The organism is Streptococcus cristatus (genome assembly GCF_008369405.1).
In the GTDB taxonomy this organism is placed as follows: Bacteria; Bacillota; Bacilli; order Lactobacillales; family Streptococcaceae; genus Streptococcus; species Streptococcus cristatus_G.
On record NZ_VSJJ01000009.1, the window covers coordinates 21,582 to 42,035 of the forward strand.

Sequence of the window (20,454 nt, forward strand, 5' to 3'; positions counted from 1 at the left end):
CCGCACAGTTGAGTAGGGCTGTAAAAGCTGATGAAATCAGCGTAGTAGAGCCCACTCAACCACTGCGTCTTGCTCGACAAGCCAAAGACAATTGAGAGGCTAGGACTTTTGTCCCAGCCTCTTAAACATCATTTTACAAACCTGGTGCTTGGCCAAGCTCAGCTGTCAACATCCAGATAGTCTTTTCAAGGTCTGCCTTAGCGCCAACGAAGATATCATTGGTTACATCGTCGCCCTCTTCATCCGTCACATCCATAGCTTCTTGGTAAAGATCTGTCAGATAACGGAAGATTTCAATCACGCGCTCCAAGCTTTCTTCAACATTCTTGCTGAATTCGCCAGCCTTTTCTTCAATTTTGCTGTGTTGGATAAACTCTGTCAGAGTTGAATAAGGCTTGCCACCCAGAGTAATCAAGCGTTCGCTGACTTCATCCAAGGTTCCATCAATTGTATCCATGTATTCGTCCATTTTTGGATGCCATACCATGAAGCCTGCACCACGCATATACCAGTGAACTTGGTGAAGAGCGATACGAGCTGTATAAAGATCTGAAACCACTTGGTTAAGAACTGCTTTTGTTTTTGGTAAAGAATTTTGGTTAGTGAAAGTTGCTACGTCTGCTGCAGCGCCATGTTTTACTTGAGTCATAATGATACCTCTCTTTTTATTTGTAATCATTCTAATCTTTATTGATTATGTTTTAATTATAATGCTTCTAATTAAGAAAGTCAAGCCTTAAAACTCAAAATTTTACTTTATTAGAAAAGTTGTAAAATTTCAAAATTTTTCTGCTCAAAATCACGAATAAACAAGTATGATTCATCTATACTTTTTTCTAGTCGGAACGGTTCTAGCCTCCTTTCTAGGCTTAGTTATTGACCGCTTCCCAGAACAGTCCATCATCTCACCAAGTAGCCACTGTGACAACTGCAAGCAGATACTCAGAGCATGGGATTTGATTCCTATCCTGTCTCAGTTGCTTAATGGCTTCCGTTGCCGTTTCTGCAAGATTCGTCTTCCTGTCTGGTATGCTGCTTTTGAGTTAGTGCTGGGCTTGCTTTTTCTAAGCTGGAGTTTAGGTTATCTTTCGCTAGCCCAGCTCTTACTGCTAACGATGGGCTTGACCTTAGCTATCTACGATCAAAGAGAGCAAGAATACCCTCTCCTAATCTGGCTAATTTTTCAGTTCTTGCTGATGGCTACAGCAGGTATCAATTCGCTCATGATTTTCTTTTTGATCCTAGGACTTCTAGCCTTCTTTTATAATCTTCGTATTGGAGCTGGCGACTTTCTATTTCTCGCTTCCTGCTCAGCTATTTTCAGCCTAACAGAAATTCTCATTCTTATCCAAATCGCTAGCTTCTCTGGTCTCGCCTGTTTCTGCTTTAAAAAGAAAAAAGACAGGCTAGCATTTGTACCCTGTCTCTTGTTTGGTGTGGTGGTGATTATTTCTTATAAGCTGCTGCTTCTTGAATAAAGGCTGTTATACTGGCGTCCTTCTCATGAAGAGCTTTGACAATCTTGGATCCGACAATGACTCCATCTGAGACTTGATTGAAGCGGTCAACATCTTCTAAAGTCGAAACGCCAAAGCCCGTCAGTACTGGAATCTCTGCAATATCATGGAGTTTACTCAAATGTTGATCCAAATCATTGCGATAACTGCTGCTCTTACCTGTCACACCGTTGATGGCTACAGCGTAAATAAAACCTTCTGCATCCTTAATCAACTCCTGCTGACGTTCTAGGCCAGTCGTCAGGCTCACTAAAGGAACAAGAGCGATATCTGAATCTTCCAGCAGAGGCAGGATAAAGTCCCTATGCTCGTAGGGCAGATCCGGAATAATCAATCCCTTAACCGGCGTCCTAGCCAAATCCTTGACAAAATCTTTGAGACCGTACTGGAAAATAGGATTGAAGTAAGTCATGATAATGAGAGGCAGCTGAGTGTCCAAATTCTGCAACCTTGCCACTAAAGACTTTGTTGAAGTATGGTGACCCAGGCTTCTCAGACCGGCTTCTTCAATCACTGGCCCATCTGCAACAGGATCTGAAAATGGCAGACCGATTTCAATGGCTGACACACCCAAGTTTTCCAAAAATGCGATAGTTTCTGGTAATCCGGATAAACCTTTCTCGTGATCACCAGCCATGATATAAGGAAGGAAAAGTCCCTTACCTGATTTTTTGATGGCCTCTAAATGCTGAGTGAGTGTTTTAGTCATGGTCACCTCCTTTTTGAGCCGCTTCACTTTCCAAGCGTTCCTTTACCTGAACGACATCCTTGTCACCACGGCCGGATAGGCAGACGATCATTGATTTTTCTGGTCCCAACTCCTTAGCCAGCTTAACTGCGTAAGCAATAGCGTGGCTAGACTCTAGAGCGGGGATAATCCCTTCGATACGAGACAGGAGCTGGAAGGCTTCCAAAGCTTCTTCATCTGTGACTGGGACATAAGTGGCACGTTTGATAGCATTAAAATGAGAATGTTCAGGACCGATGCCCGGATAGTCCAGTCCAGCAGAGATAGAGAAAGCTTCCAGAATCTGGCCTTGCTCATCCTGCAAGACATCCATCAAAGCACCGTGTAAAACACCCGGCCGGCCCTTAGTTAAGGTTGCAGCGTGTTCATCTGTATCCACGCCCCGCCCAGCTGCTTCTGTTCCATACATAGCAACTGAGCTATCGTCTACAAAGGGATAAAAGAGCCCAATAGCATTGGAACCACCGCCAACGCAGGCCACTAAAGCATCGGGTAAGGCACCTGCATTTTGCTCAGCAAACTGGCGCTTGGCCTCACGCCCAATCATACTCTGATAGTCACGGACAATCTCTGGGAAAGGATGGGGTCCCAAGGCTGAGCCCATAATATAGTGAGTGTCATCGACCTGCGCCACCCAAGCTCGCAAGGCAGCATTGACTGCATCCTTAAGGACTCGAGAACCATCAGTCACAGACTCTACCTTGGCTCCCAGTAGTTCCATCCGAAAGACATTGAGGGCTTGGCGCTTGACATCTTCTTCACCCATGTAGATAGTACAGTCCATGTTGAAAAGGGCTGCAGCTGTGGCAGTGGCCACTCCATGCTGACCCGCACCAGTCTCGGCAATGATTTTCTTCTTGCCCATTCGCTTGGCTAATAGGACCTGACCTAGGGCATTATTGATTTTATGAGCTCCGGTATGGTTGAGGTCTTCCCGCTTCAGATAAATCTTAGCACCGCCAGCATAGGCTGTCAGATTTTTAGCAAAATAGAGAGGATTCTCCCGTCCTACATACTGCTTCAGCAACTCGTCCAGCTCAGCCTGAAAGGTTGGGTCTTTTTTACTCTCACGGTAGGCTTTGTCCAGTTCCAAAACTGCTGTCATCAGCGTTTCGGGAACAAAGCGCCCGCCAAACTCACCATAAAATCCTTCTTGATTGGGTTGATTATATGCCATATTTCACTCTTTCTATAAATTCTGTTATCTTTTCTAAGTCCTTCTGGCCGTCAGTTTCGACCCCGCTTGAGACATCAACTGCGTAAGGGGCAAAATGCTGAATAGCTTCTCGGACATTCCCTGCATTCAAACCACCGGCGATAAAGAAAGGCTGATGGATTTGATTCTTGTCAAAAACTTGCCAGTCAAAGGTCTGACCACTACCAGCAAGTGGTGCATCAAAAAGCAGATAGTCCGCTTGTTGGCAGACATCTTTTAACGCTCCCTTGACCTGATAGGCTCGAATAACCAGTCGGCCAATCTGAGTCAGGAGCTCTTCATCAAAATCGCCATGAATCTGTACCAAATCCAGACTTGCCACTGAAATAGCTTCCTGCAGCTCTATCAAGCTCGGAGAGACGAAAACTCCTACCTTTCGGACAGCAGGCGGCACCAAGGCAGCTAGCTCCTGAGCTTGCTCTAAACTGACCCTCCGACGGCTCTCAGCAAAGACAAAGCCAATGTAATCCGCACCAGCCTGGCATGCCGTTTCCACAGCGCTGGCAGTTGATAAACCACAAATCTTAACCTTTGTCAATTTTCAGCTCCTTGATTTTTTCTGCCACATTCTCAGCCTGCATCAAAGCTGTTCCAACTAAAATTGCATGGAAATAAGGAGCTACCAACTCAGCATCTTCCTTGCTGAAAATAGCGGACTCAGATACGTAAACCCTGTCATCTTTGAAATAGGCAGACAGCTGGAGACTGGTATTGATATCTGTCTCAAAAGTGATTAGATTGCGGTTATTGACACCGATTATCTGTGCTCCTATTCTATGGGCAATTTCCAGCTCCGCCAGATTATGGGTTTCAACCAGAACTTCCAAGCCTAACCCCGTCGCAAAATCATAGAGTTCTTGCAGCCGCTTTTCAGATAAGGTAGCCACAATCAGAAGAATAACTGTCGCTCCAGCATTGCGGGCGCGAACAATCTGTTTTTCATCAATGATAAAGTCCTTATTGAGGGTCGGAATGCTCACTTGACTAGAAATCTCTCTCAGGTAATCCAGATGTCCTTTGAAGAAAATCTCATCTGTCAGGACCGAAATCATAGCTGCACCGCATCGTTCATAAGTGCGGGCTTGCTCTGCAATATCCACACCGAGATTAATATCTCCCAGACTGGGGCTGGCTTTTTTGACCTCAGCAATCAGCTGCAGCTCTTGGGACTGGCTTTTGAGATACTCATAGAGGGAATAGGTCGAGCGCAGGGGCTGCAGCTCTTCATAGGACATGGCCGCCACTTCCTGCTCTTTTTGCTTAAGAATGGTTGGGAGAAATTCTTTGCTCATTTTTGATACTCCTGTAGTTGCTTGAGTTTTTCATAGGCCGCACCGCTGGCAATCACTTGGCGGGCCAAAGCTATTCCTTCTTCTATGCTTTCTGTTTTCCCATTAGCAAAGAAGCCTAGACCTGCATTCAGAACTGTCATTTCCAGATAAGGGCCGGCTTGATTTTGCAGGACAGATAGCAGAATTTCCGCATTTTCCTTGGCATTACCCCCACGAATCGCTTCAAGAGGGATTTCTTCCATACCAATATCTGACGGTAGAAAGCTATGCAGGCTGATCTCCCCATCTGCCAGCAAAGCGTACTGGGTACGACCATGAAGACCGGCCTCGTCCAGACCATCTGGACCCGACACGACTACTGCACGCTTACGCCCCATATTTTTCAAAACTTCTGCCGTGCTCTCTAGCATATCCGGCCGGCTGGTCCCCAAAAGCTGGGTTTCTAAAACCATCGGATGAATGAGCGGCCCAGTCAGGTTCATGATAGTGGGAACACCTAGACTGAGACGAGCTGGCATGATATATTTCATAGCTGGATGAAGGTTTTTAGCAAAAAGAAAGACTATCCCCGTCTGATCAAAGACCTTACCCAAGCTGGCTGTATCCATGTTTAGGTTAATCCCCAAAGCTTCTAAAACATCAGCCGAACCTGATTTAGAGGTAATGGAACGATTGCCGTGCTTAGCCATCTTGATCCCACCACCTGCTAATACGAAAGCCGCTGTGGTCGAAACATTGAAACTAAATGATCTGTCACCACCAGTTCCACAATTGTCCATGGCTGTGCGGATTGTAGTAGGGATCTGCGGAGTATGGCCTCGCATGGCCTGAGCTAAGGCTGTCCGTTCCTCTACTGTTTCCCCTTTCATCTTGAGAGCCAGCAAAAAGGCCGCAATTTGTGTTTCCGTTACTCTTCTAGTAACGATGCGCTCCAGCACATCTGACACTTCCGAGCTGCTTAAATCCTTAAAATCAGCTAGTTTTGCTATAATTTCTTTCATAATTCTTCCCCTATTTGACTAAGTCGATGAAATTTTTGATGGAAGACAAGCCGTCTGGCGTGCCAATACTTTCTGGATGATACTGAAATCCATAAATGGGCAGGCTCTTGTGCTGGATGGCCATGATTGAGTTATCATCAGCTGCCCGAGCTGTCACTTCAAAGTCCTCTGGCATCTCCTCAATCAAAATCGAATGATAGCGCATGACCGGCTGCTCATCCTCTAGCCCCTCATAGATAGGAGATTTTCCCTCAAAGCGCAGAATACTTTGCTTGCCATGCATGACTTTGGGAGCCAATCCTAGCTTTCCGCCAAATACTTCTGCAATGGCTTGATGCCCCAAACAAATCCCTAAAATCGGCTTTTTACCAGCAAAATCACGAATGAGATTTTCCATCTGTCCTGCATCTGCTGGCCAGCCTGGACCCGGAGACAGAACCAAAGCATCAGCTTCTTCTGCCGCTTGATAAAGACCTGCATCATCATTTCGCAAGACCTTAACTTCTGCAAAATTGCCGATATACTGGGCTAGATTATAAGTAAAAGAATCATAATTATCAATCAATAAAATCATTGTATATCTCCTATCTTGGTCATTGATTTGGCCTTGTTGATGGTTTCTTGGTATTCATTGGCAGGGATCGAGTCATAGACAATCCCCGCTCCAGCTTGAACGTAAGCTCTGCCATTTTTCAAAATCATAGTGCGTATAGCGATGGCAACATCCATATCCCCTGTCGCAGACAGATAGCCGATAGCCCCCGCATAAATGCCACGCTTTTCCTGCTCCAGCTCATAAATTCGCTTCATGGCTCGAATCTTAGGCGCGCCCGAGACGGTACCAGCTGGCAGGGTTGACTTGAGCGCATCCATAGCTGTCAGTTGAGGTAAAAGCTGACCACGGACCACACTGGTCAGGTGCATGACATAGCGGAAATACTCCACTTCCATGTACTTAGTGACTTCCACGCTGTTATTCTGGGCAATTTTACCGATATCATTACGCCCCAAATCAACTAACATGCGGTGTTCAGCCACTTCCTTCTCGTCAGCCAGCAGTTCCTTCGCCAAGGCTTTATCTTCTCTCTCATCCTTCCCACGCGGTCTGGTACCAGCAATAGGATTGGTCGTAACCTGACCCTGCTTGACAGAGACCAGACTTTCCGGGCTGGCTCCGATAATCTGATAATTCCCGAAATCATAAAAGTAGAGATAGTTAGAAGGGTTGGTCACACGCAGATTGCGATAGTAATCCAGTGGCCTACCAGAATATTTTGCTGAAAACCGCTGACTGAGCACACATTGGAACATATCTCCCTGCCGAATCAAGCTGCGCGCTTTTTCCACCATTTTTTCAAAAGCTGCCTGCTCGATATGACTCTGAAAGTTCAAACTGGACAGCTCCAGCGGTGATAATTCATCTGCCGCAGGCTGCGCCAGTTCAGCCATGATTCGCTCCAGACTAGCAGCTAAATCAGCTTCGCTTCTATCACTGTAGAGCGCCTCCTCAACGATATAGACCTTGTCTTTTTTATGGTCAAAAACCATGTAACTCTCATAGATGAAAAAGTGCATATCCGGCGTTCCAATCATATCAGCTGGAATCTGGCCAATCTCTTCATAGAGGGAAATCATATCATAGCCGACAAAACCAATAGCCCCACCACCAAAAGGCAGATCTGAATGATGGTCTTTTTTTACGGCCAACTCATGCAGATAATCCAAGGGATCTGCCTCAATTACTTGCCCGTTCTTTGTTAACCGGCCGTTTTCATAGCGAACTTCAAAGACTGGGTTATAGGCTAGGATAGAAAAGCGAGCTGTCTCGCTATCTCTCGGAATACTTTCCAAAACCACCTTGTGCTCGCCCTGAATCCGCATATAAGCTAGAATCGGCGATAAAATATCAGCTGGTAAAATCTTTTGCATAATTTTTCTTTCTATTTAATCAGAAGCGTTTAAGGAGGAGCAATTTGCTAGCTATGATCGTATTTCACAAGAACAGATAGCACCTGTCCACTGTCATAACCTGCTCCAGAACTACAGAAAAACGCCCGCACAGTTCATCCTGTGAGGGCGTGTCATCGCGGTGCCACCTCAGTTATGGAGTTTTCAGGCTCCACATCTCATTTACTCATTTACAGTCATTTAGATTCCTTTTAGTAGAAGGCAGCATACTGGTTTACAGCAAAGTAAGCTAACAAAGTAATAAAGGAACAACTAAATGGCAAAATTTTGACTCCAGCAGCCCATTTCATAACTTCTCCTGCCTGTTTACAGCAACCACAGACTCTCTGAAAGGAGGGATGTTACTACTCTTCTGCTGGGTATTTTATTTTCTTTTTTCTAGATAGTCGGCAATGGCTGCCACATCCTTGTCTCCACGACCAGATACATTGATAATGATGATTTGGTCGGACGACAGTTGCGGAGCTCGCTTGATAGCTTCAGCAATGGCATGAGAGCTTTCGATTGCCGGCAAAATTCCTTCCTTTTGTGTCAAGAGAAGCAAGGCATCCACAGCTTCATCATCTGTCGCTGCCACGTATTCTACTCGACCAGAATCTTTAAAGAAAGCATGTTCGGGACCAACTCCAGGATAGTCCAGGCCTGCTGAAATGGAGTAAACCGGTGCCACCTGACCATCTTCAGCAAAGACAGCGTAGGTCTTCATACCGTCCACTACTCCGACGCTTCCCTTGGTCATGGTCGCCGCATGCTGGTCTGTATCAAGCCCACGTCCAGCCGCTTCAACACCAACCAGCTTGACTTCTTCATCCGCCACATACTGGGAGAAGGCACCAATAGCATTGGAGCCACCACCTACGCAGGCAATAACATAGTCCGGTAAGCGGCCTTCCTTGTCCAAAATCTGACGGCGAGATTCTTCACTGATGACCTTTTGAAACTCATGGACAATCGTCGGATAGGGGTGAGGTCCGACAGCCGAACCCAAAACATAGAAGGCTTCCAAATCACTCATCCAAGCTCCAAAGGCTGCATCCACAGCATCCTTAAGGGTTTTGGTGCCTGTTTCCACAGCGTGAACAGTCGCCCCCATCATTTCCATGCGGAAGACATTGAGGCGCTGGCGCTCTACATCCTCTGCACCCATGTAGACATCGCACTTCATACCAAACTTAGCTGCGGCTGCCGCAGTTGCCACACCATGCTGACCAGCTCCAGTTTCAGCGATGACTCGTGTCTTGCCCATGCGCTTAGCTAGAAGAATCTGCCCCAAAACATTATTGAGCTTGTGAGAGCCCAGATGATTGAGATCTTCTCGCTTCAGATAAATCTTAGCTCCACCCAGATGCTGGGTCAGACTTTCTGCAAAGTAGAGCGGAGTCTCCCGGCCTGAATAATCCGCCAAATAATGTCGGTATTCCTTTAAAAATTCTGGGTCATCCTTGTACTTCTCAAAAGTCACTTCCAATTCATCCAGCAAGGCCTGGATAGGCTCCGGTACAAAGGAGCCGCCGAATTGTCCAAAATATCCTTTAGTTTCTGTCATCTTGATTGCCTCATTTCTTTATTTTCAAGCAAAACAAAAGCCCACACACAGAAAAAAACTCTGTGTGAGGGCGTAAAATCGCGGTGCCACCTCAATTATGGAAAAAGTATAGACTGCCTCCATATCTCTGTCTTGTCTAACAACAAGCTGCACTGTAAGGTGTGCTCACCGAATTTTTATTGTTTCAAATTCATTTTTTTGCATCAGCCCACTTCATAACCTTCCACTACCTGTTTCCACCAACCACAGGCTCCCTGAAAGTAGAAAAAATTATTACTTTTCTGATGATTGTCTAAAATTATAAAGCTTCTAAAGTCTTTTGTCAAGAGAAAAAACAGAAAAAGAATCAATTTTTATAAAAAATTCCATAAAATCCGAACATTTCCTTTGCTAATCCCTCTTGAAAGCGTCGCCTTGGCGATTTTTCCAGATTTTCTGACCAAGCTGAAATGCCCGCCAAGCCAGATAACCACCCAAAGTATTGGTCCATAGATCATCAATCTCAAAGACTCGATTGGCGTTGATAAGAAGGTCCAGCAGAATCTGAGTCATTTCGATGGACAAGCTCATCCCAAAACTCAGCCAGACAACTCTCTTGGTACTCCGCAGCTTTGGAAAGAGCCAAAGCAATTGAAAAATCAATGGCGATAGCAAAAAGATATTGGCCAAATTTTGGACAAAAACCTTGACCAGCTGGATCCAAGAAGTAATTTCACCAATATTGACAAAGGAGTTAAAAGGAACCAATAGAACTACTACTCGGCCAAAGTACTGGATTCCCGGCGTCTCCATTCCTGGCTCTGGCATTTGTGGCAGGAAGCACATGAGGCAGAGCATCAAGAAATAGAACCCACACCCTCCTATAAGCAATTTCCGTCCCTTAGCAGTCAGCTCACCGTCTGAAGTAAGATAATTTTTAAGGCTGAACATTTTCAACAAGTGCTTTCTCACGGTCACGCTTCATAGTATTGGAACGCAACTGACCACAGGCTGCATCAATATCCGTACCATGTTCCTGACGAACTACACAGTTGACTCCGTTTTTCTTGAGGGTGTCATAGAAGGCCATCACGCGCTCCTTAGGACTACGGGTATATTGATCGTGCTCACTGACTGGGTTGTATGGAATGAGATTGACATAAGACAATTTCTTGATATTTTTCAGCAATTCTGCCAGTTCCTTGGCCTGCTCTACACCGTCATTAACTTCATTGAGCATGATGTACTCAAAAGTTACCCGACGGTTCGTCGTCTCGATATAATATTCAATAGCCGCAAAGAGCTTCTCAATCGGAAAGGCACGGTTGATTTTCATGATACTAGAACGCAGTTCATTGTTGGGCGCGTGTAGTGAAACGGCTAGATTGACCTGCACGCCTTCATTGGCGAAGTCACGGATCTTATGAGCCAGCCCTGAAGTCGAAACGGTGATATGGCGGGCACCGATGGCCAGACCCTTATCATCATTGACCGTCCGTACAAACTTCAGTACATTCTTATAGTTATCGAAAGGCTCACCGATTCCCATAACCACGATGTGGCTGACCCGCTCATCCTGACCACGCTCGTCAAAATACTTCTGAACCAGCATAATCTGCGCAACAATCTCACCGTTATTAAGGTCGCGTTGCTTTTTAATCAAGCCAGAAGCACAGAAAGTACAGCCGATATTGCAGCCAACTTGGGTAGTTACACAGACAGAAAGTCCATAGTGCTGGCGCATGAGTACCGTCTCAATCAGCATACCATCTGGCAACTCAAAAAGGTACTTGACCGTACCGTCAGCAGACTCTTGAACAATACGCTGTTTAAGCGGATTGACAACAAACTGATCACTGAGCTTAGCAATCAAGTCCTTGGACAGATTGGTCATTTCCTCAAATGACTGGACACGCTTGCGATAGAGCCACTCCCAAATCTGGGTAGCACGGAATTTCTTTTCTCCCTGAGCTTCCGCCCATTCAATCATTTCTTCTCTCGTTAAGCTATAAATCGATGGTTTCATGTTTCTCCTTTATTTCTGACGAATGACAAAATGGCGCTGCGATTGGCTAGATGCCGCTTGCTTTGCCTGTTTGCCTTGTTTCTGTTGCTTGTTCTTGTTTGCCTTTGGACGATTTTTTTTCTGCTCATCCTTGGTTGTTTTAGAGCTACGTTCCCTAGAAATTTCTGGATGTTTTTTGCTGTCCGATTTTCTCTTATGATGGGATTTTTTGTCAAAGGCAGCCCGTCTTGGCTGAGCATTTTCCAAAACAAAATAGGCACAGCCGTAATTACAATACTCCAGCAGATAGTCTTGCAAACGGCTGATTTTCTCTGCATTTTCCTTGGCTTTCTCATCCCGATAAAAACCACGCAATCGCAACTGTTCATTGCCCCAGTCGCCAACAATATAGTCAAACTTGTTCAGAATTTCTGAAAAGCGTTGGTGAAAGGCCGTCAAGTCAAAGGCCTCTTTATAATTCTCCACCAATTCAAACTCAAATTTTTCTGCAATTATCTTGCTGCCCATTTGCTTAAATTCTGGGCCAGGGAATTTATTGTAATTATACAACTCAGGTGAAATCTCTTTACGCATACCTATCCTTTGTCATTCATCTATCTTACTTCATATTATTTTATCACAAAACAAGGGGAATTTATATTTTTTCAGAAGAAAAAGATCTTTCTGTAAAAAGTCAGACGATTTAATAAAAACTGCTAATCATTTAGCAAAGAATAAATCCTTGGTTCAGCTCTAAAAGTTAAAAATCTTAGCCGAAACTAAGATTTTTTAGTTTTTTCTAAATAATCAATCGCGTCCTGAAGAGTCTTGACCGGCACGATTTTCATATCCGTTTTGATTTCCTTGGCTGCTTCAAGCGCCGCTTCATAGTTGGTCTTTGCTTCGGGATTAGCCTTTTTTTCCTCCTCACTGACAGGATTGTCTGGGGCAAAGAAGATTGTCGCTCCGATCTTGGCAGCAGAGACGACTTTTTTGTCAATCCCACCAATATCACCGACCTTACCTTCTCTGTCAATGCTGCCCGTTCCCGCAATCACGCGGCCGTCTCGCAAGTCAGGATTGGCCAGCTGAGTATAGATGGCTAGGCTAAACATGAGGCCAGCACTAGGACCACCGATACCTTCTGTCGAAAATTCAATCGGAACACTACTATTAACTTCCGTGCGGTCAATCAAACTAATACCAATTCCATTTTTGCCATTTTCCAGCTTGATGATTTTCCCTGTCGCTGTCTTAGTTTCTCCATCTTCCTCGTAGGTCACCTTGACACTATCACCCAAGGCCTGAGAATTCACATATTTGACCAAATCTTCTGAGCTTTCAAAGGTTTTGTCATTGACTCCCGTCACCGTATCCGCAATATTCAGAATCCCTTTAAAGGTCGAATCCTGAGCTACTTTCAGAACATAGACACCCAGATAGTTCATCTTGATGTCTTTTCCTGCGGTCTTGAGACCTTGGTATTTGGCCATATTCTGGGACGTTTCCATATAAAATTGGTTAATGCGCATATACTCAGTATCACTCGAGCCACCCGTCATATCCTGAGCTGAATAAACATCCGTAAAAGGCGTCAGCCAAGCGTAGACCAGATGAGCAAAGGTCGCATGCTGGATCCCAACAGTTACAAAATTGTAGGAACCTGGTGCCTGATCTTCTTTTCCATCCACAGTCAGAACCTTCCGAATGTCTTCTGCGCCTCCAGGCACCTCAATATAGTAAGGCAGGGGAATAATGAAAGAGAAAAGGAAGAGCACAAGCACGATAATAGAGGCTAGCCCAGCACAACCAACTACTTTTAAACCACGTTTATTTTCCTTCGTCATCGTTTTCGAATTCGTCATGTCATTATTCATCTTTTTTCTCTAACTCCTCAATCACACTCGCTGGTACATAGGCAGAAAGATCCTGCTGAAAAGCAATCAATTCCCGCATCGCTGAAGAACTGATGTATCGGTAGGCCGGCTGACTCAGCAAAAAAACGGTCTCCAAGTCAGGTGCCAATTCCTTATTGAAAAAATGCAGGCCAGCTTCATAGTCCAAGTCCTGACCGTTACGTAGGCCGCGGACAAGAGCAGTCACACCCAGCCTTTTTGCTACATCAACCGCCAATTCATCATGCGAAGTGATGACTTCCACATTTTCCAAATGCGCTAAAGCCGCTAGAACCATTCTTTTTTTCGCATGGATGCTAAAAAATCCTTCTTTGTGAGGATTGTAGAAAATGCCCACATACAAGCGATCAAACAACCGACTGGCACGCTCAATCAAATCCACATGTCCATTGGTAATAGGATCAAATGACCCTGTAAAGAGTCCAATTTTATCTGACATAGACCGTCACCTTTGAAATTCCATATATCTTTTGCTTCCAGATACCCAAGTCTGCGATTTCTTCTGGCAAATCAACCGACTTGTCCGTCTCGCACACAACCATAATATCCTCGCTCAAGAGCTTGCGCTCCGCCATTTTTTCAATATCCGCGATAATCTGCTCCTTGGCATAGGGCGGATCCAGCAGAACCAGATCAAACTGGCCGGTCAAATGCTCCAAGGCTCGACTCGACTCCATCTTGAGTAGTTCAAAGCGCGCTGCTTCCTTGGTCATGGCAATATTTTCCGCCACGATAGCTTGTGCCCGCCGATCTTTTTCAACCAAAACAGCGGAATCCATGCCACGAGATACCGCCTCAATCCCCAGACTACCGCTACCTGCATAGAGATCCAGCGCCCGGCCTCCATCAAAATATGGCCCAATCATATTAAAAATAGCGCCCTTGACCTTATCTGTCGTAGGTCGCGTTGTCTTACCGTCTAATGTCTTGAGGGGTCTGCCCCCGTACTTTCCTGAAACAACTCTCATAAAAAACATTATAACAAAAATATTGAAAAGCTGATAGTAATTGCTAAGGCTGGACTTTATTCTCTAGCAAAAAACGGAAACAAGGCTATTTCCGTTCGAAGTCTGTTTTAGAGTCATTCCGCCGAAGACTAAAATGGTCTGGCACTGGATCATCCCCTTCCTCGGACCAGGGATGGCAGCGACCAATTCTGGCCAAGCCCATCAGCACTCCCTTGGCTCCGTGTTTTTCAATGGCTTCAATCATGTAATTGGAACAGGTCGGCTGAAAACGGCAGGAAGGCGGAAAGGCAGGGGAAATAAAGCGCTGGTAGAAACGAACCGGCGCTATCAATAGTTTCTTAATCATTTTTTCTTAGTTTTGGTCACAGCCAAGTTATGCAACTGGCTGACTTCTTTTTTACTCAATCGACGTGCCTCACCCGGCTTGAGGCCAGTCAAATCCAAATGTCCAAACTGAGTCCGTGAAAGCTTGTCCACTGGCAGCCCCACCGCTTCAAACATCTTCTTGACCTGATGGTTACGTCCTTCGTGAATGGTCAACTGAACAACCGAGCGATTCTTCACTGGATCGACCTTGAGAATCTCATAGACAGCTGGCTTGGTTTTCTTGCCCTCTATGACCAGACCGCGAGTCAGCGGACGCAGAACTTCCTTATTGGCCACACCCTTGACACGCGCCACATAGACCTTGTCAATTTCATTTCGCGGGTGAATCATTTCATCCGTGAAATCACCGTCGTTGGTCAAAATCAAGGCGCCAGAAGTATCCCAGTCTAGTCGGCCAACGGGATAAATCCGCTCCTTGACCTGCGGCAGTAAATCAACGACTGTTTTGCGCCCCTTGTCGTCTGTCACACTGGAAATCACCCCGCGCGGTTTATTGAGCAGGTAGTAGACCTTTTCTTCATTGTAGATAGGCTGGCCTTCTACTTCTACTCGGTCGCCCGACTTTATGGTAGTCGCTAGCTCACGCACCACCTGACCATTTACGGTCACTAGCCCCTGCTTGATCAGCTCCTCAGCCTTTCTACGGCTGGCAATTCCCGCATGGGCAATGTATTTATTGATTCTCATCGATATTGTCCTTTCACAAGATACAAAGACCATTTTCACAACTTTAACAGCTGGTAAAATGGTAAATAGGGGAAGCAGTGCCTCCCTCAAAGATTGGAACCGTTCAGAAAACATCCCTTATAGGATGAACTTGTCACTCTCCGAAAAGTTGACTTTCCTCAGCAATGAGCTCCGCTTCGTCCACAATCGGCAATTCGTCCAAATGGTTGATGCCCATATAGTCCAGAAAATAATCCGTCGTCACATAGAGATTAGGGCGTCCGATGACTTCCTTCTTGCCATCTTCCCGAATCAGCTCAAAGGCTAGTAACTTCGAAATCGCCCCGCTGGAATTGACCCCGCGAATATCATCAATCTCCACCCTTGTTATGGGTTGCTTGTAAGCAATGATCGACAAGGTTTCCAGTGCAGCTCGGGATAAGCTCTGGTTAATCGGTGCCCGCGAATATTCTCGTAAAATCTCAGCAAATTCAGGCTTGGTGACCAACTTATAAGTCTTTGACGTTTCCAGCAAGGTCAAGCTGGAGTCAGGATTTGCCTGATAGTTCTCCGCCAACTTTTCCAAACTCTGGATGACACCAGTCGGCGGCAAGGAGAGGATTTCTGATAGCTGATGAACTTTCAGACCGTCTTCACCCGCCACAAAAAGCAGGGCTTCAATCTCTGCTAATTTACTCATTCTTTCTTCCTACCAAATAAATATTTCCAAAGTTTTCCTCCTGAATGACCTGCACCTCCTGCACCTTGACTAACTCCAAGGTTGCTAAAAAGAGTGTAATCACTTCATTCATGTCTTTGGTTTCTGCAAAAATATCTTGCAGGGCAAGACGTTTGTGAGCCTGACAGCGCTGACGCACCACTTCCATCATGTCCTCGATCTTGTACTCATCTCGCACAATGGTCGTATGACTCTTGGAAAACTCCTCCTGCTTCTTGGTCATCACCTTGGAAAAAGCCAAAAAGAGATCAACAGCTGTCTTGTCATGCAAGAGCTCAGCATCTTCATAGACCAGCTCCAGCTTGGGCTTGGAGTAGTAAAGAGCACGGTCCTCATGCTGGAGGGACATTTTCTGGCCTAGCAGCTTGAACTTCCGATATTCCTCAATCTGACTCAACAAATCCTGCTCCAGATCGTCCTCCAAATCCACCTGATCCACCACCTTGGGCAAGAGCTTGCGGCTCTTGATCAGCATGAGCTGGCTGGCCATGACCATGTATTCTCCCGTCACTTCCAGCCGCATGGCCTGCAAAGTAGACACATAAGCCAGGTATTGCTCGATAACCTCGGTAATAGGCACATCGTAAATATCCATCTGATACTTGGATACGAGATGCAGCAACAAGTCTAGCGGCCCCTCAAAATCTTTTAACTTGATATCCATTCTTATCTGTATTTTTCTAATGTAATGACTGTCTTCAAGCCCAGATCACGAGCGATGTCGTAGATACCAACACCCTTTTCCCGCTGGCGCAGGATAAATTGCTCCCGCAGGCTTTGGGCTGACAAGCTGGCCTGCCCCTGCTCAATCAAGAAAGCCTCCAGTTGGCGAAAGCCCCATTGGCGCGAATAGGACTTGCCATTCTTTTCAAATAAATAAGTCCCTGACAAATAAGCGCCCAACTCACTCGTCAGACTTTCAGGAATCTTAATAATCCGCTTCTGCCCAGCCTTCTCGATCCGCAAAACCTGAAAATCAAGATTGACATCTTCAACCTTGACCTGCAGGATTTCACTTGGCAAAAGACCCATTTCCAAAATCAGGAGCGCTATCAGCCGGCCTTGTGGTACCGCAGAAGTTTCCCAAAAGGCTGACAAGTCCATCAGCTCGCTTTCCAGTTCCTTAGAAATAGCGACCTTGGGCAGGGTCAAGCGGTGAAATTCCCCAATCAACTTGTTCTCATAAAGATAGTAGAGAAATTGATTGACCGCTGAGAGCTTCCGCTTCTGAACAGCCACCTTGAAATCCTTGATAGAGGCTTGATAAATACGCAAATTGGTCTCCGTCACCTTGCTATGGATTTCATTGACAAATTGCTCCAGGTCGTAGGAATAGGCTAATTTTGAATTTTCTGAGATATTTTTTTGTTCTAAAAAAGGGGTGATTTGTTCTTTCATTTTTTGGAAATCTCATACTGACTCGTGAAGGTATGCATCAACGAGTTAACAGCTTTTAAAATCGACTTTCTAGTAATGATACCATAAAAATGTTGTTTTTTATCCACAACAGGCAGGAAAGACTCATCCACCAGTTTGTGCAAAACGTCCGCAATCTGGTAATCTGGCTCGACCGTCAGACCATCCTTTCGTGTCATGTGGACAATATCCATCGACATAAACTCTTCCTCTGCCAGCTCATGCTTCATCCGATAGGCCATGATGTCCGTCAGAGAAATGGTGCCAACGAATTTTTTCTCCGCAGTCACCACTGGAATGCGCGAATAGGTCATCTGGCTCAGCAAGAGAATGGCATGATCCACATTGTGCGTGTCAATCATGACCGCCAGATTCTCCCCCGGCGTCAAAAAAGTGTCTTCCAAATCCAGAAGGTATTCTTCAAACTCCTTAGCAATCATCGGGCTAACTCCTTGGACAAGCTTGGATAGAGCTCATGATTTCGCGTATAAAAATCAATCTTAAAGAGGTCATTATCAATCTCTACCTTAGCGTAGAGGCGTTCGTTGATTGAGCCACGAGGTTGGCTAACGGAGCCTGGATTGAGAAAGAGAGTTTTCCCTTGCATCCAAGCATCTGGAACATGTAAATGCCCATAAAGACAGATATCTGCCCCTACTTCCTGAGCCCAGAGATCCAGCTTTTGGAAACTAAAGTTGATATTGAAAAGATGCCCGTGTGTCTGGACAATGATGGTCCCATCCAAATCTGTCACCAGTCGCTCTGGATAGCCAGGATAAAAGTCCATATTGCCTGCCACGACATGAATCCCTTTCCAGACTTCATCCTCAAAAGGCAACTCTGAGTCCCCGTCGTGAAAAATAGCATCTACTTTTCCTAAATAACGATTTTTAATCTCTTCGACAATGGCACGATCCCCATGGGAATCACTCATCACTATGATTGTTTGCTTTGCCATGCTGGAAATACCTCCACTAATTTTTGCACCGCTTGCGCACGATGAGACTGGGCATTTTTCTCTTCGATCGTCAGCTCAGCTGATGTTTTTCCTGTCTCTCCGACTAAGAACAAAGGATCATAGCCAAAACCATTTTCACCTTTGGGCTCATGGGCAATGTAGCCCGGCCAATCCGCTTCGACAACTAAGGACTCCTTATCTGGACTAGCCACCACCAGAGTTGTGTGGAAATGAGCAGAGCGGTCTTTAATCTCAAAGACCATAGCCAATTCATGCAGAAGCTTGATATTATTTTCAGCATCCGTCGCACCAACACCAGCAAAGCGAGCCGACCAAACACCTGGCAGGCCGCCCAAAACATCCACCTGCAGACCTGAATCATCTGCCAACACCATTTTGCCAGTCAATTGACTAATCGTTTCAGCCTTGAGACGGGCATTTTCTTCAAAGGTCATGCCTGTTTCAGCCACTTCTGGCAAATCAGGATAGTCATTCAGATTTTCTACCTCGTAGCCCAACTTCCCAAAAAGCTTACGAAACTCTGCTGTCTTACCCTCATTGCGAGTCGCAATCAAGAGGGTATCCTTGACATCTTTTGCTCCCAGAAAGGCTTGTAGATCCACGCCGGTTTGTGGCAGATGAACATAGAGCAATTGTCCTGCTTCAACCAAGAGGAGTGCTCCTTGTCGCTGCAACAATTCTAACTTTCGGCCTGTTTCTTGATTTAAAATATCCAGCAAGAAGGTCAGAAAGCGAAAGGCTGATCCGTAGCGAATGACCGTGATATTTAAGGGCAGGCTTGACTCTTCTTCCGCCAAAACACTCTCTAAACGGTCTAAAATCTCAGAAGCTTCTGCAGGCACTCGCTCAAATTCACTGTAAGAGGCACTGTGTCCCCATTCAGCCACATACCAGTCAGAGGCATCTTTGTATTCATAAATGTTCTTTGTCATAAGGTCACATGCTCCACATTGACTTTCAGATTCAGCCAGTTTTCTGCGATTTCCGCAAATCTCTTAGCACTGGCTGTAGTATAAAAACGATGGTTCAGTTCACGCTTCTCGCGACTGCGATTGATTTCGAAATAATTGAGCAGGACAGAAATATCCCGTACACACTCAGCTCCGCTGTCAATCAGCTTAACGCTCGGCCCCATCATATTTTGAATAATCGGCCGAAGCAAAGGATAGTGGGTACAGCCCAAGACAAGAGTATCCACCTTGCCCGCCAGAGGATGGAGAGTCTCATAGACCACCTTTTTGGTCAGGCTGGACTGGAGCTCATTTGATTCCACTAGCGGTACAAACTTAGGACAAGCCAAGCTCTGCACCTCCATCTCGGGAGATAGAGCCTCAATCTTTTTTCGGTAAATATCGGACTGAACCGTCATAGGAGTCCCGATGACCCCAATCTTGCCACCAGTCGTAGACTTGATGGCAGCGCTAGCTCCGGGCAAAATCACACCGAGGACAGGAATGTCTAACTTAGCTTTGACTTCCTCCCAAACAACAGCTGTAGCAGTATTGCAGGCAATAACAATCATCTTGACATCCTTGGTCAAGAGAAAGTTGACCAACTGCCAAGTATAGTCTCGAATCTGCTCCGCCGGCCTAGGACCATATGGAGCCCGAGCCGAATCACCTATATAAACCACTTCCTCGTGGGGGAGTTGCCGCATCAATTCACGGACAACAGTCAGACCGCCCACCCCAGAGTCTAAAAATCCAATCGGTCGGTTATCCATACAGTCTTCTTTCTAAAACAAGGGATTGGAAGCCTAGCCCAAATCCCCATTTTTTATATAGAAATCTCCATCTGCCACTAAAGGGCGGCTGAGAGAAGCTTATTTTTTGTTTTTATTTTTAGCAACTGCTGCTTTTTGTTGGTTGATAATTTGACGGTAAACTTGTTGAACGCGTGCTTCACTTGGTTTTTGACCATTGGCACTGAGCAACATCCGCACTGCTTCTACATTGAGACGTGGATTTTCCGCAAATTCTTTTTCGACTTGACGGCGAAGCAAGTACATACCCAGCAAAATCCCACCAAAGAAAGCCAGCATAATCAATAAAATTGCTAACAATGTATTCATAATAATCCGAACTCCTGTTTCATTTTTTACATTACTCTTT

General features: G+C 45.6%; 26 protein-coding genes and 1 other annotated feature. Of the genes, 1 reads left to right on the top strand and 25 read right to left on the bottom strand.

All coding sequences use genetic code 11. The annotated features are described in order from the left end of the window. Nucleotides 1-133: 133 nt before the first annotated feature. Nucleotides 134-649 carry a Dps family protein gene (locus FXF62_RS08345; protein WP_149518389.1) on the bottom strand — a complete coding sequence of 172 codons (516 nt, stop codon included), beginning with the start codon at nucleotides 647-649 and terminating at the stop codon, nucleotides 134-136. 166 nt (nucleotides 650-815) lie between these two features. Between FXF62_RS08345 and FXF62_RS08350 the strand changes: the two genes are divergently transcribed. Next, on the top strand, nucleotides 816-1,478 hold the full coding sequence (locus FXF62_RS08350; RefSeq protein WP_149518390.1) for a prepilin peptidase: 663 nt from the start codon (nucleotides 816-818) through the stop codon (nucleotides 1,476-1,478). Here FXF62_RS08350 and trpA read toward each other — a convergent pair. The 24 genes from trpA to FXF62_RS08470 all read right to left on the bottom strand — a co-directional run bounded on the left by trpA (nucleotide 1,447) and on the right by FXF62_RS08470 (nucleotide 20,414). Continuing rightward, nucleotides 1,447-2,226: a tryptophan synthase subunit alpha gene (gene trpA, locus FXF62_RS08355; RefSeq protein WP_149518391.1), complete on the bottom strand. Its 780-nt coding sequence runs from the start codon at nucleotides 2,224-2,226 to the stop codon at nucleotides 1,447-1,449. The genes FXF62_RS08350 and trpA overlap by 32 nt on opposite strands. Beyond that, on the bottom strand, nucleotides 2,219-3,442 hold the full coding sequence (gene trpB, locus FXF62_RS08360) for a tryptophan synthase subunit beta (RefSeq protein WP_149518392.1): 1,224 nt from the start codon (nucleotides 3,440-3,442) through the stop codon (nucleotides 2,219-2,221). Before trpB (FXF62_RS08360) ends, trpA begins: the two co-directional genes overlap by 8 nt. Beyond that, on the bottom strand, nucleotides 3,432-4,019 hold the full coding sequence (locus FXF62_RS08365; RefSeq protein ID WP_149518393.1) for a phosphoribosylanthranilate isomerase: 588 nt from the start codon (nucleotides 4,017-4,019) through the stop codon (nucleotides 3,432-3,434). The genes trpB (FXF62_RS08360) and FXF62_RS08365 overlap by 11 nt, the downstream gene beginning before the upstream one ends. Then, nucleotides 4,006-4,773 carry an indole-3-glycerol phosphate synthase TrpC gene (trpC, locus tag FXF62_RS08370; RefSeq protein WP_149518394.1) on the bottom strand — a complete coding sequence of 256 codons (768 nt, stop codon included), beginning with the start codon at nucleotides 4,771-4,773 and terminating at the stop codon, nucleotides 4,006-4,008. The genes FXF62_RS08365 and trpC overlap by 14 nt, the downstream gene beginning before the upstream one ends. After that, nucleotides 4,770-5,774, bottom strand: coding sequence for an anthranilate phosphoribosyltransferase (trpD, locus tag FXF62_RS08375; RefSeq protein WP_149518395.1), 1,005 nt, complete (start codon nucleotides 5,772-5,774; stop codon nucleotides 4,770-4,772). Before trpD ends, trpC begins: the two co-directional genes overlap by 4 nt. 10 nt (nucleotides 5,775-5,784) lie before the next feature. Then, nucleotides 5,785-6,348 carry an aminodeoxychorismate/anthranilate synthase component II gene (locus FXF62_RS08380; RefSeq protein ID WP_149518396.1) on the bottom strand — a complete coding sequence of 188 codons (564 nt, stop codon included), beginning with the start codon at nucleotides 6,346-6,348 and terminating at the stop codon, nucleotides 5,785-5,787. Next, a complete protein-coding gene (gene trpE / locus FXF62_RS08385) occupies nucleotides 6,345-7,703 on the bottom strand; it encodes an anthranilate synthase component I (RefSeq protein WP_149518397.1) in 1,359 nt (452 codons plus the stop codon). Before trpE ends, FXF62_RS08380 begins: the two co-directional genes overlap by 4 nt. A gap of 403 nt (nucleotides 7,704-8,106) precedes the next feature. After that, nucleotides 8,107-9,288, bottom strand: coding sequence for a tryptophan synthase subunit beta (trpB, locus tag FXF62_RS08390; RefSeq protein WP_149518398.1), 1,182 nt, complete (start codon nucleotides 9,286-9,288; stop codon nucleotides 8,107-8,109). A 63-nt stretch (nucleotides 9,289-9,351) separates the two neighbouring features. Continuing rightward, nucleotides 9,352-9,590, bottom strand: a binding site (T-box leader). An 88-nt stretch (nucleotides 9,591-9,678) separates the two neighbouring features. Then, the gene (locus FXF62_RS08395; RefSeq protein WP_149518451.1) at nucleotides 9,679-10,218 is read right to left on the bottom strand and encodes a VanZ family protein; all 540 of its coding nucleotides are present in this window, start codon (nucleotides 10,216-10,218) and stop codon (nucleotides 9,679-9,681) included. Continuing rightward, nucleotides 10,205-11,293, bottom strand: coding sequence for a 23S rRNA (adenine(2503)-C(2))-methyltransferase RlmN (gene rlmN / locus FXF62_RS08400; protein WP_149518399.1), 1,089 nt, complete (start codon nucleotides 11,291-11,293; stop codon nucleotides 10,205-10,207). The genes FXF62_RS08395 and rlmN overlap by 14 nt, the downstream gene beginning before the upstream one ends. Nucleotides 11,294-11,302: 9 nt before the next feature. Next, the gene (locus FXF62_RS08405; protein WP_149518400.1) at nucleotides 11,303-11,866 is read right to left on the bottom strand and encodes a YutD family protein; all 564 of its coding nucleotides are present in this window, start codon (nucleotides 11,864-11,866) and stop codon (nucleotides 11,303-11,305) included. 185 nt (nucleotides 11,867-12,051) lie between these two features. Continuing rightward, nucleotides 12,052-13,119, bottom strand: a complete 1,068-nt coding sequence (locus tag FXF62_RS08410) for a SepM family pheromone-processing serine protease (protein WP_223144554.1) — start codon at nucleotides 13,117-13,119, stop codon at nucleotides 12,052-12,054. 22 nt (nucleotides 13,120-13,141) lie between these two features. Further along, nucleotides 13,142-13,627, bottom strand: coding sequence for a pantetheine-phosphate adenylyltransferase (gene coaD / locus FXF62_RS08415; protein WP_062006152.1), 486 nt, complete (start codon nucleotides 13,625-13,627; stop codon nucleotides 13,142-13,144). Further along, a complete protein-coding gene (gene rsmD, locus FXF62_RS08420) occupies nucleotides 13,617-14,156 on the bottom strand; it encodes a 16S rRNA (guanine(966)-N(2))-methyltransferase RsmD (protein ID WP_149518401.1) in 540 nt (179 codons plus the stop codon). The genes coaD and rsmD overlap by 11 nt, the downstream gene beginning before the upstream one ends. A gap of 85 nt (nucleotides 14,157-14,241) precedes the next feature. Beyond that, nucleotides 14,242-14,502: a membrane protein insertion efficiency factor YidD gene (gene yidD, locus FXF62_RS08425; protein ID WP_187984258.1), complete on the bottom strand. Its 261-nt coding sequence runs from the start codon at nucleotides 14,500-14,502 to the stop codon at nucleotides 14,242-14,244. Next, nucleotides 14,499-15,230, bottom strand: coding sequence for a pseudouridine synthase (locus FXF62_RS08430; protein ID WP_005592340.1), 732 nt, complete (start codon nucleotides 15,228-15,230; stop codon nucleotides 14,499-14,501). The genes yidD and FXF62_RS08430 overlap by 4 nt, the downstream gene beginning before the upstream one ends. 133 nt (nucleotides 15,231-15,363) lie before the next feature. Next, nucleotides 15,364-15,909 (bottom strand): SMC-Scp complex subunit ScpB, encoded by a 546-nt coding sequence (gene scpB / locus FXF62_RS08435; RefSeq protein WP_005590827.1) that lies wholly within the window; start codon nucleotides 15,907-15,909, stop codon nucleotides 15,364-15,366. After that, nucleotides 15,902-16,612 carry a segregation/condensation protein A gene (locus FXF62_RS08440; protein WP_125446224.1) on the bottom strand — a complete coding sequence of 237 codons (711 nt, stop codon included), beginning with the start codon at nucleotides 16,610-16,612 and terminating at the stop codon, nucleotides 15,902-15,904. The genes scpB and FXF62_RS08440 overlap by 8 nt, the downstream gene beginning before the upstream one ends. A 2-nt stretch (nucleotides 16,613-16,614) precedes the next feature. After that, entirely contained in the window at nucleotides 16,615-17,346 is a 732-nt protein-coding gene (gene xerD, locus FXF62_RS08445) for a site-specific tyrosine recombinase XerD (protein WP_149518402.1), read from the bottom strand. Further along, on the bottom strand, nucleotides 17,343-17,804 hold the full coding sequence (cbpB, locus tag FXF62_RS08450; RefSeq protein WP_149518403.1) for a cyclic-di-AMP-binding protein CbpB: 462 nt from the start codon (nucleotides 17,802-17,804) through the stop codon (nucleotides 17,343-17,345). The genes xerD and cbpB overlap by 4 nt, the downstream gene beginning before the upstream one ends. Next, nucleotides 17,801-18,322 (bottom strand): metallophosphoesterase, encoded by a 522-nt coding sequence (locus tag FXF62_RS08455; RefSeq protein WP_149518404.1) that lies wholly within the window; start codon nucleotides 18,320-18,322, stop codon nucleotides 17,801-17,803. Before FXF62_RS08455 ends, cbpB begins: the two co-directional genes overlap by 4 nt. Further along, a complete protein-coding gene (locus tag FXF62_RS08460) occupies nucleotides 18,301-19,275 on the bottom strand; it encodes a nucleoside-triphosphate diphosphatase (protein ID WP_149518405.1) in 975 nt (324 codons plus the stop codon). Before FXF62_RS08460 ends, FXF62_RS08455 begins: the two co-directional genes overlap by 22 nt. Continuing rightward, on the bottom strand, nucleotides 19,272-20,066 hold the full coding sequence (gene racE / locus FXF62_RS08465) for a glutamate racemase (RefSeq protein WP_149518406.1): 795 nt from the start codon (nucleotides 20,064-20,066) through the stop codon (nucleotides 19,272-19,274). The genes FXF62_RS08460 and racE overlap by 4 nt, the downstream gene beginning before the upstream one ends. Before the next feature lie 99 nt (nucleotides 20,067-20,165). Further along, a complete protein-coding gene (locus FXF62_RS08470) occupies nucleotides 20,166-20,414 on the bottom strand; it encodes a YneF family protein (protein WP_015605536.1) in 249 nt (82 codons plus the stop codon). Nucleotides 20,415-20,454 lie beyond the last annotated feature (40 nt).

Bases quoted from the DNA above. Each gene is read 5' to 3' on its own strand.
- FXF62_RS08345 (WP_149518389.1), bottom strand. From the start codon at position 649: ATGACTCAAGTAAAACATGGCGCTGCAGCAGACGTAGCAACTTTCACT.
- FXF62_RS08350 (WP_149518390.1), top strand. From the start codon at position 816: ATGATTCATCTATACTTTTTTCTAGTCGGAACGGTTCTAGCCTCCTTT.
- trpA (WP_149518391.1), bottom strand. From the start codon at position 2,226: ATGACTAAAACACTCACTCAGCATTTAGAGGCCATCAAAAAATCAGGT.
- trpB (WP_149518392.1), bottom strand. From the start codon at position 3,442: ATGGCATATAATCAACCCAATCAAGAAGGATTTTATGGTGAGTTTGGC.
- trpC (WP_149518394.1), bottom strand. From the start codon at position 4,773: ATGAGCAAAGAATTTCTCCCAACCATTCTTAAGCAAAAAGAGCAGGAA.
- trpD (WP_149518395.1), bottom strand. From the start codon at position 5,774: ATGAAAGAAATTATAGCAAAACTAGCTGATTTTAAGGATTTAAGCAGC.
- FXF62_RS08380 (WP_149518396.1), bottom strand. From the start codon at position 6,348: ATGATTTTATTGATTGATAATTATGATTCTTTTACTTATAATCTAGCC.
- trpE (WP_149518397.1), bottom strand. From the start codon at position 7,703: ATGCAAAAGATTTTACCAGCTGATATTTTATCGCCGATTCTAGCTTAT.
- trpB (WP_149518398.1), bottom strand. From the start codon at position 9,288: ATGACAGAAACTAAAGGATATTTTGGACAATTCGGCGGCTCCTTTGTA.
- FXF62_RS08395 (WP_149518451.1), bottom strand. From the start codon at position 10,218: ATGTTCAGCCTTAAAAATTATCTTACTTCAGACGGTGAGCTGACTGCT.
- rlmN (WP_149518399.1), bottom strand. From the start codon at position 11,293: ATGAAACCATCGATTTATAGCTTAACGAGAGAAGAAATGATTGAATGG.
- FXF62_RS08405 (WP_149518400.1), bottom strand. From the start codon at position 11,866: ATGCGTAAAGAGATTTCACCTGAGTTGTATAATTACAATAAATTCCCT.
- FXF62_RS08410 (WP_223144554.1), bottom strand. From the start codon at position 13,119: ATGACGAAGGAAAATAAACGTGGTTTAAAAGTAGTTGGTTGTGCTGGG.
- coaD (WP_062006152.1), bottom strand. From the start codon at position 13,627: ATGTCAGATAAAATTGGACTCTTTACAGGGTCATTTGATCCTATTACC.
- rsmD (WP_149518401.1), bottom strand. From the start codon at position 14,156: ATGAGAGTTGTTTCAGGAAAGTACGGGGGCAGACCCCTCAAGACATTA.
- yidD (WP_187984258.1), bottom strand. From the start codon at position 14,502: ATGATTAAGAAACTATTGATAGCGCCGGTTCGTTTCTACCAGCGCTTT.
- FXF62_RS08430 (WP_005592340.1), bottom strand. From the start codon at position 15,230: ATGAGAATCAATAAATACATTGCCCATGCGGGAATTGCCAGCCGTAGA.
- scpB (WP_005590827.1), bottom strand. From the start codon at position 15,909: ATGAGTAAATTAGCAGAGATTGAAGCCCTGCTTTTTGTGGCGGGTGAA.
- FXF62_RS08440 (WP_125446224.1), bottom strand. From the start codon at position 16,612: ATGGATATCAAGTTAAAAGATTTTGAGGGGCCGCTAGACTTGTTGCTG.
- xerD (WP_149518402.1), bottom strand. From the start codon at position 17,346: ATGAAAGAACAAATCACCCCTTTTTTAGAACAAAAAAATATCTCAGAA.
- cbpB (WP_149518403.1), bottom strand. From the start codon at position 17,804: ATGATTGCTAAGGAGTTTGAAGAATACCTTCTGGATTTGGAAGACACT.
- FXF62_RS08455 (WP_149518404.1), bottom strand. From the start codon at position 18,322: ATGGCAAAGCAAACAATCATAGTGATGAGTGATTCCCATGGGGATCGT.
- FXF62_RS08460 (WP_149518405.1), bottom strand. From the start codon at position 19,275: ATGACAAAGAACATTTATGAATACAAAGATGCCTCTGACTGGTATGTG.
- racE (WP_149518406.1), bottom strand. From the start codon at position 20,066: ATGGATAACCGACCGATTGGATTTTTAGACTCTGGGGTGGGCGGTCTG.
- FXF62_RS08470 (WP_015605536.1), bottom strand. From the start codon at position 20,414: ATGAATACATTGTTAGCAATTTTATTGATTATGCTGGCTTTCTTTGGT.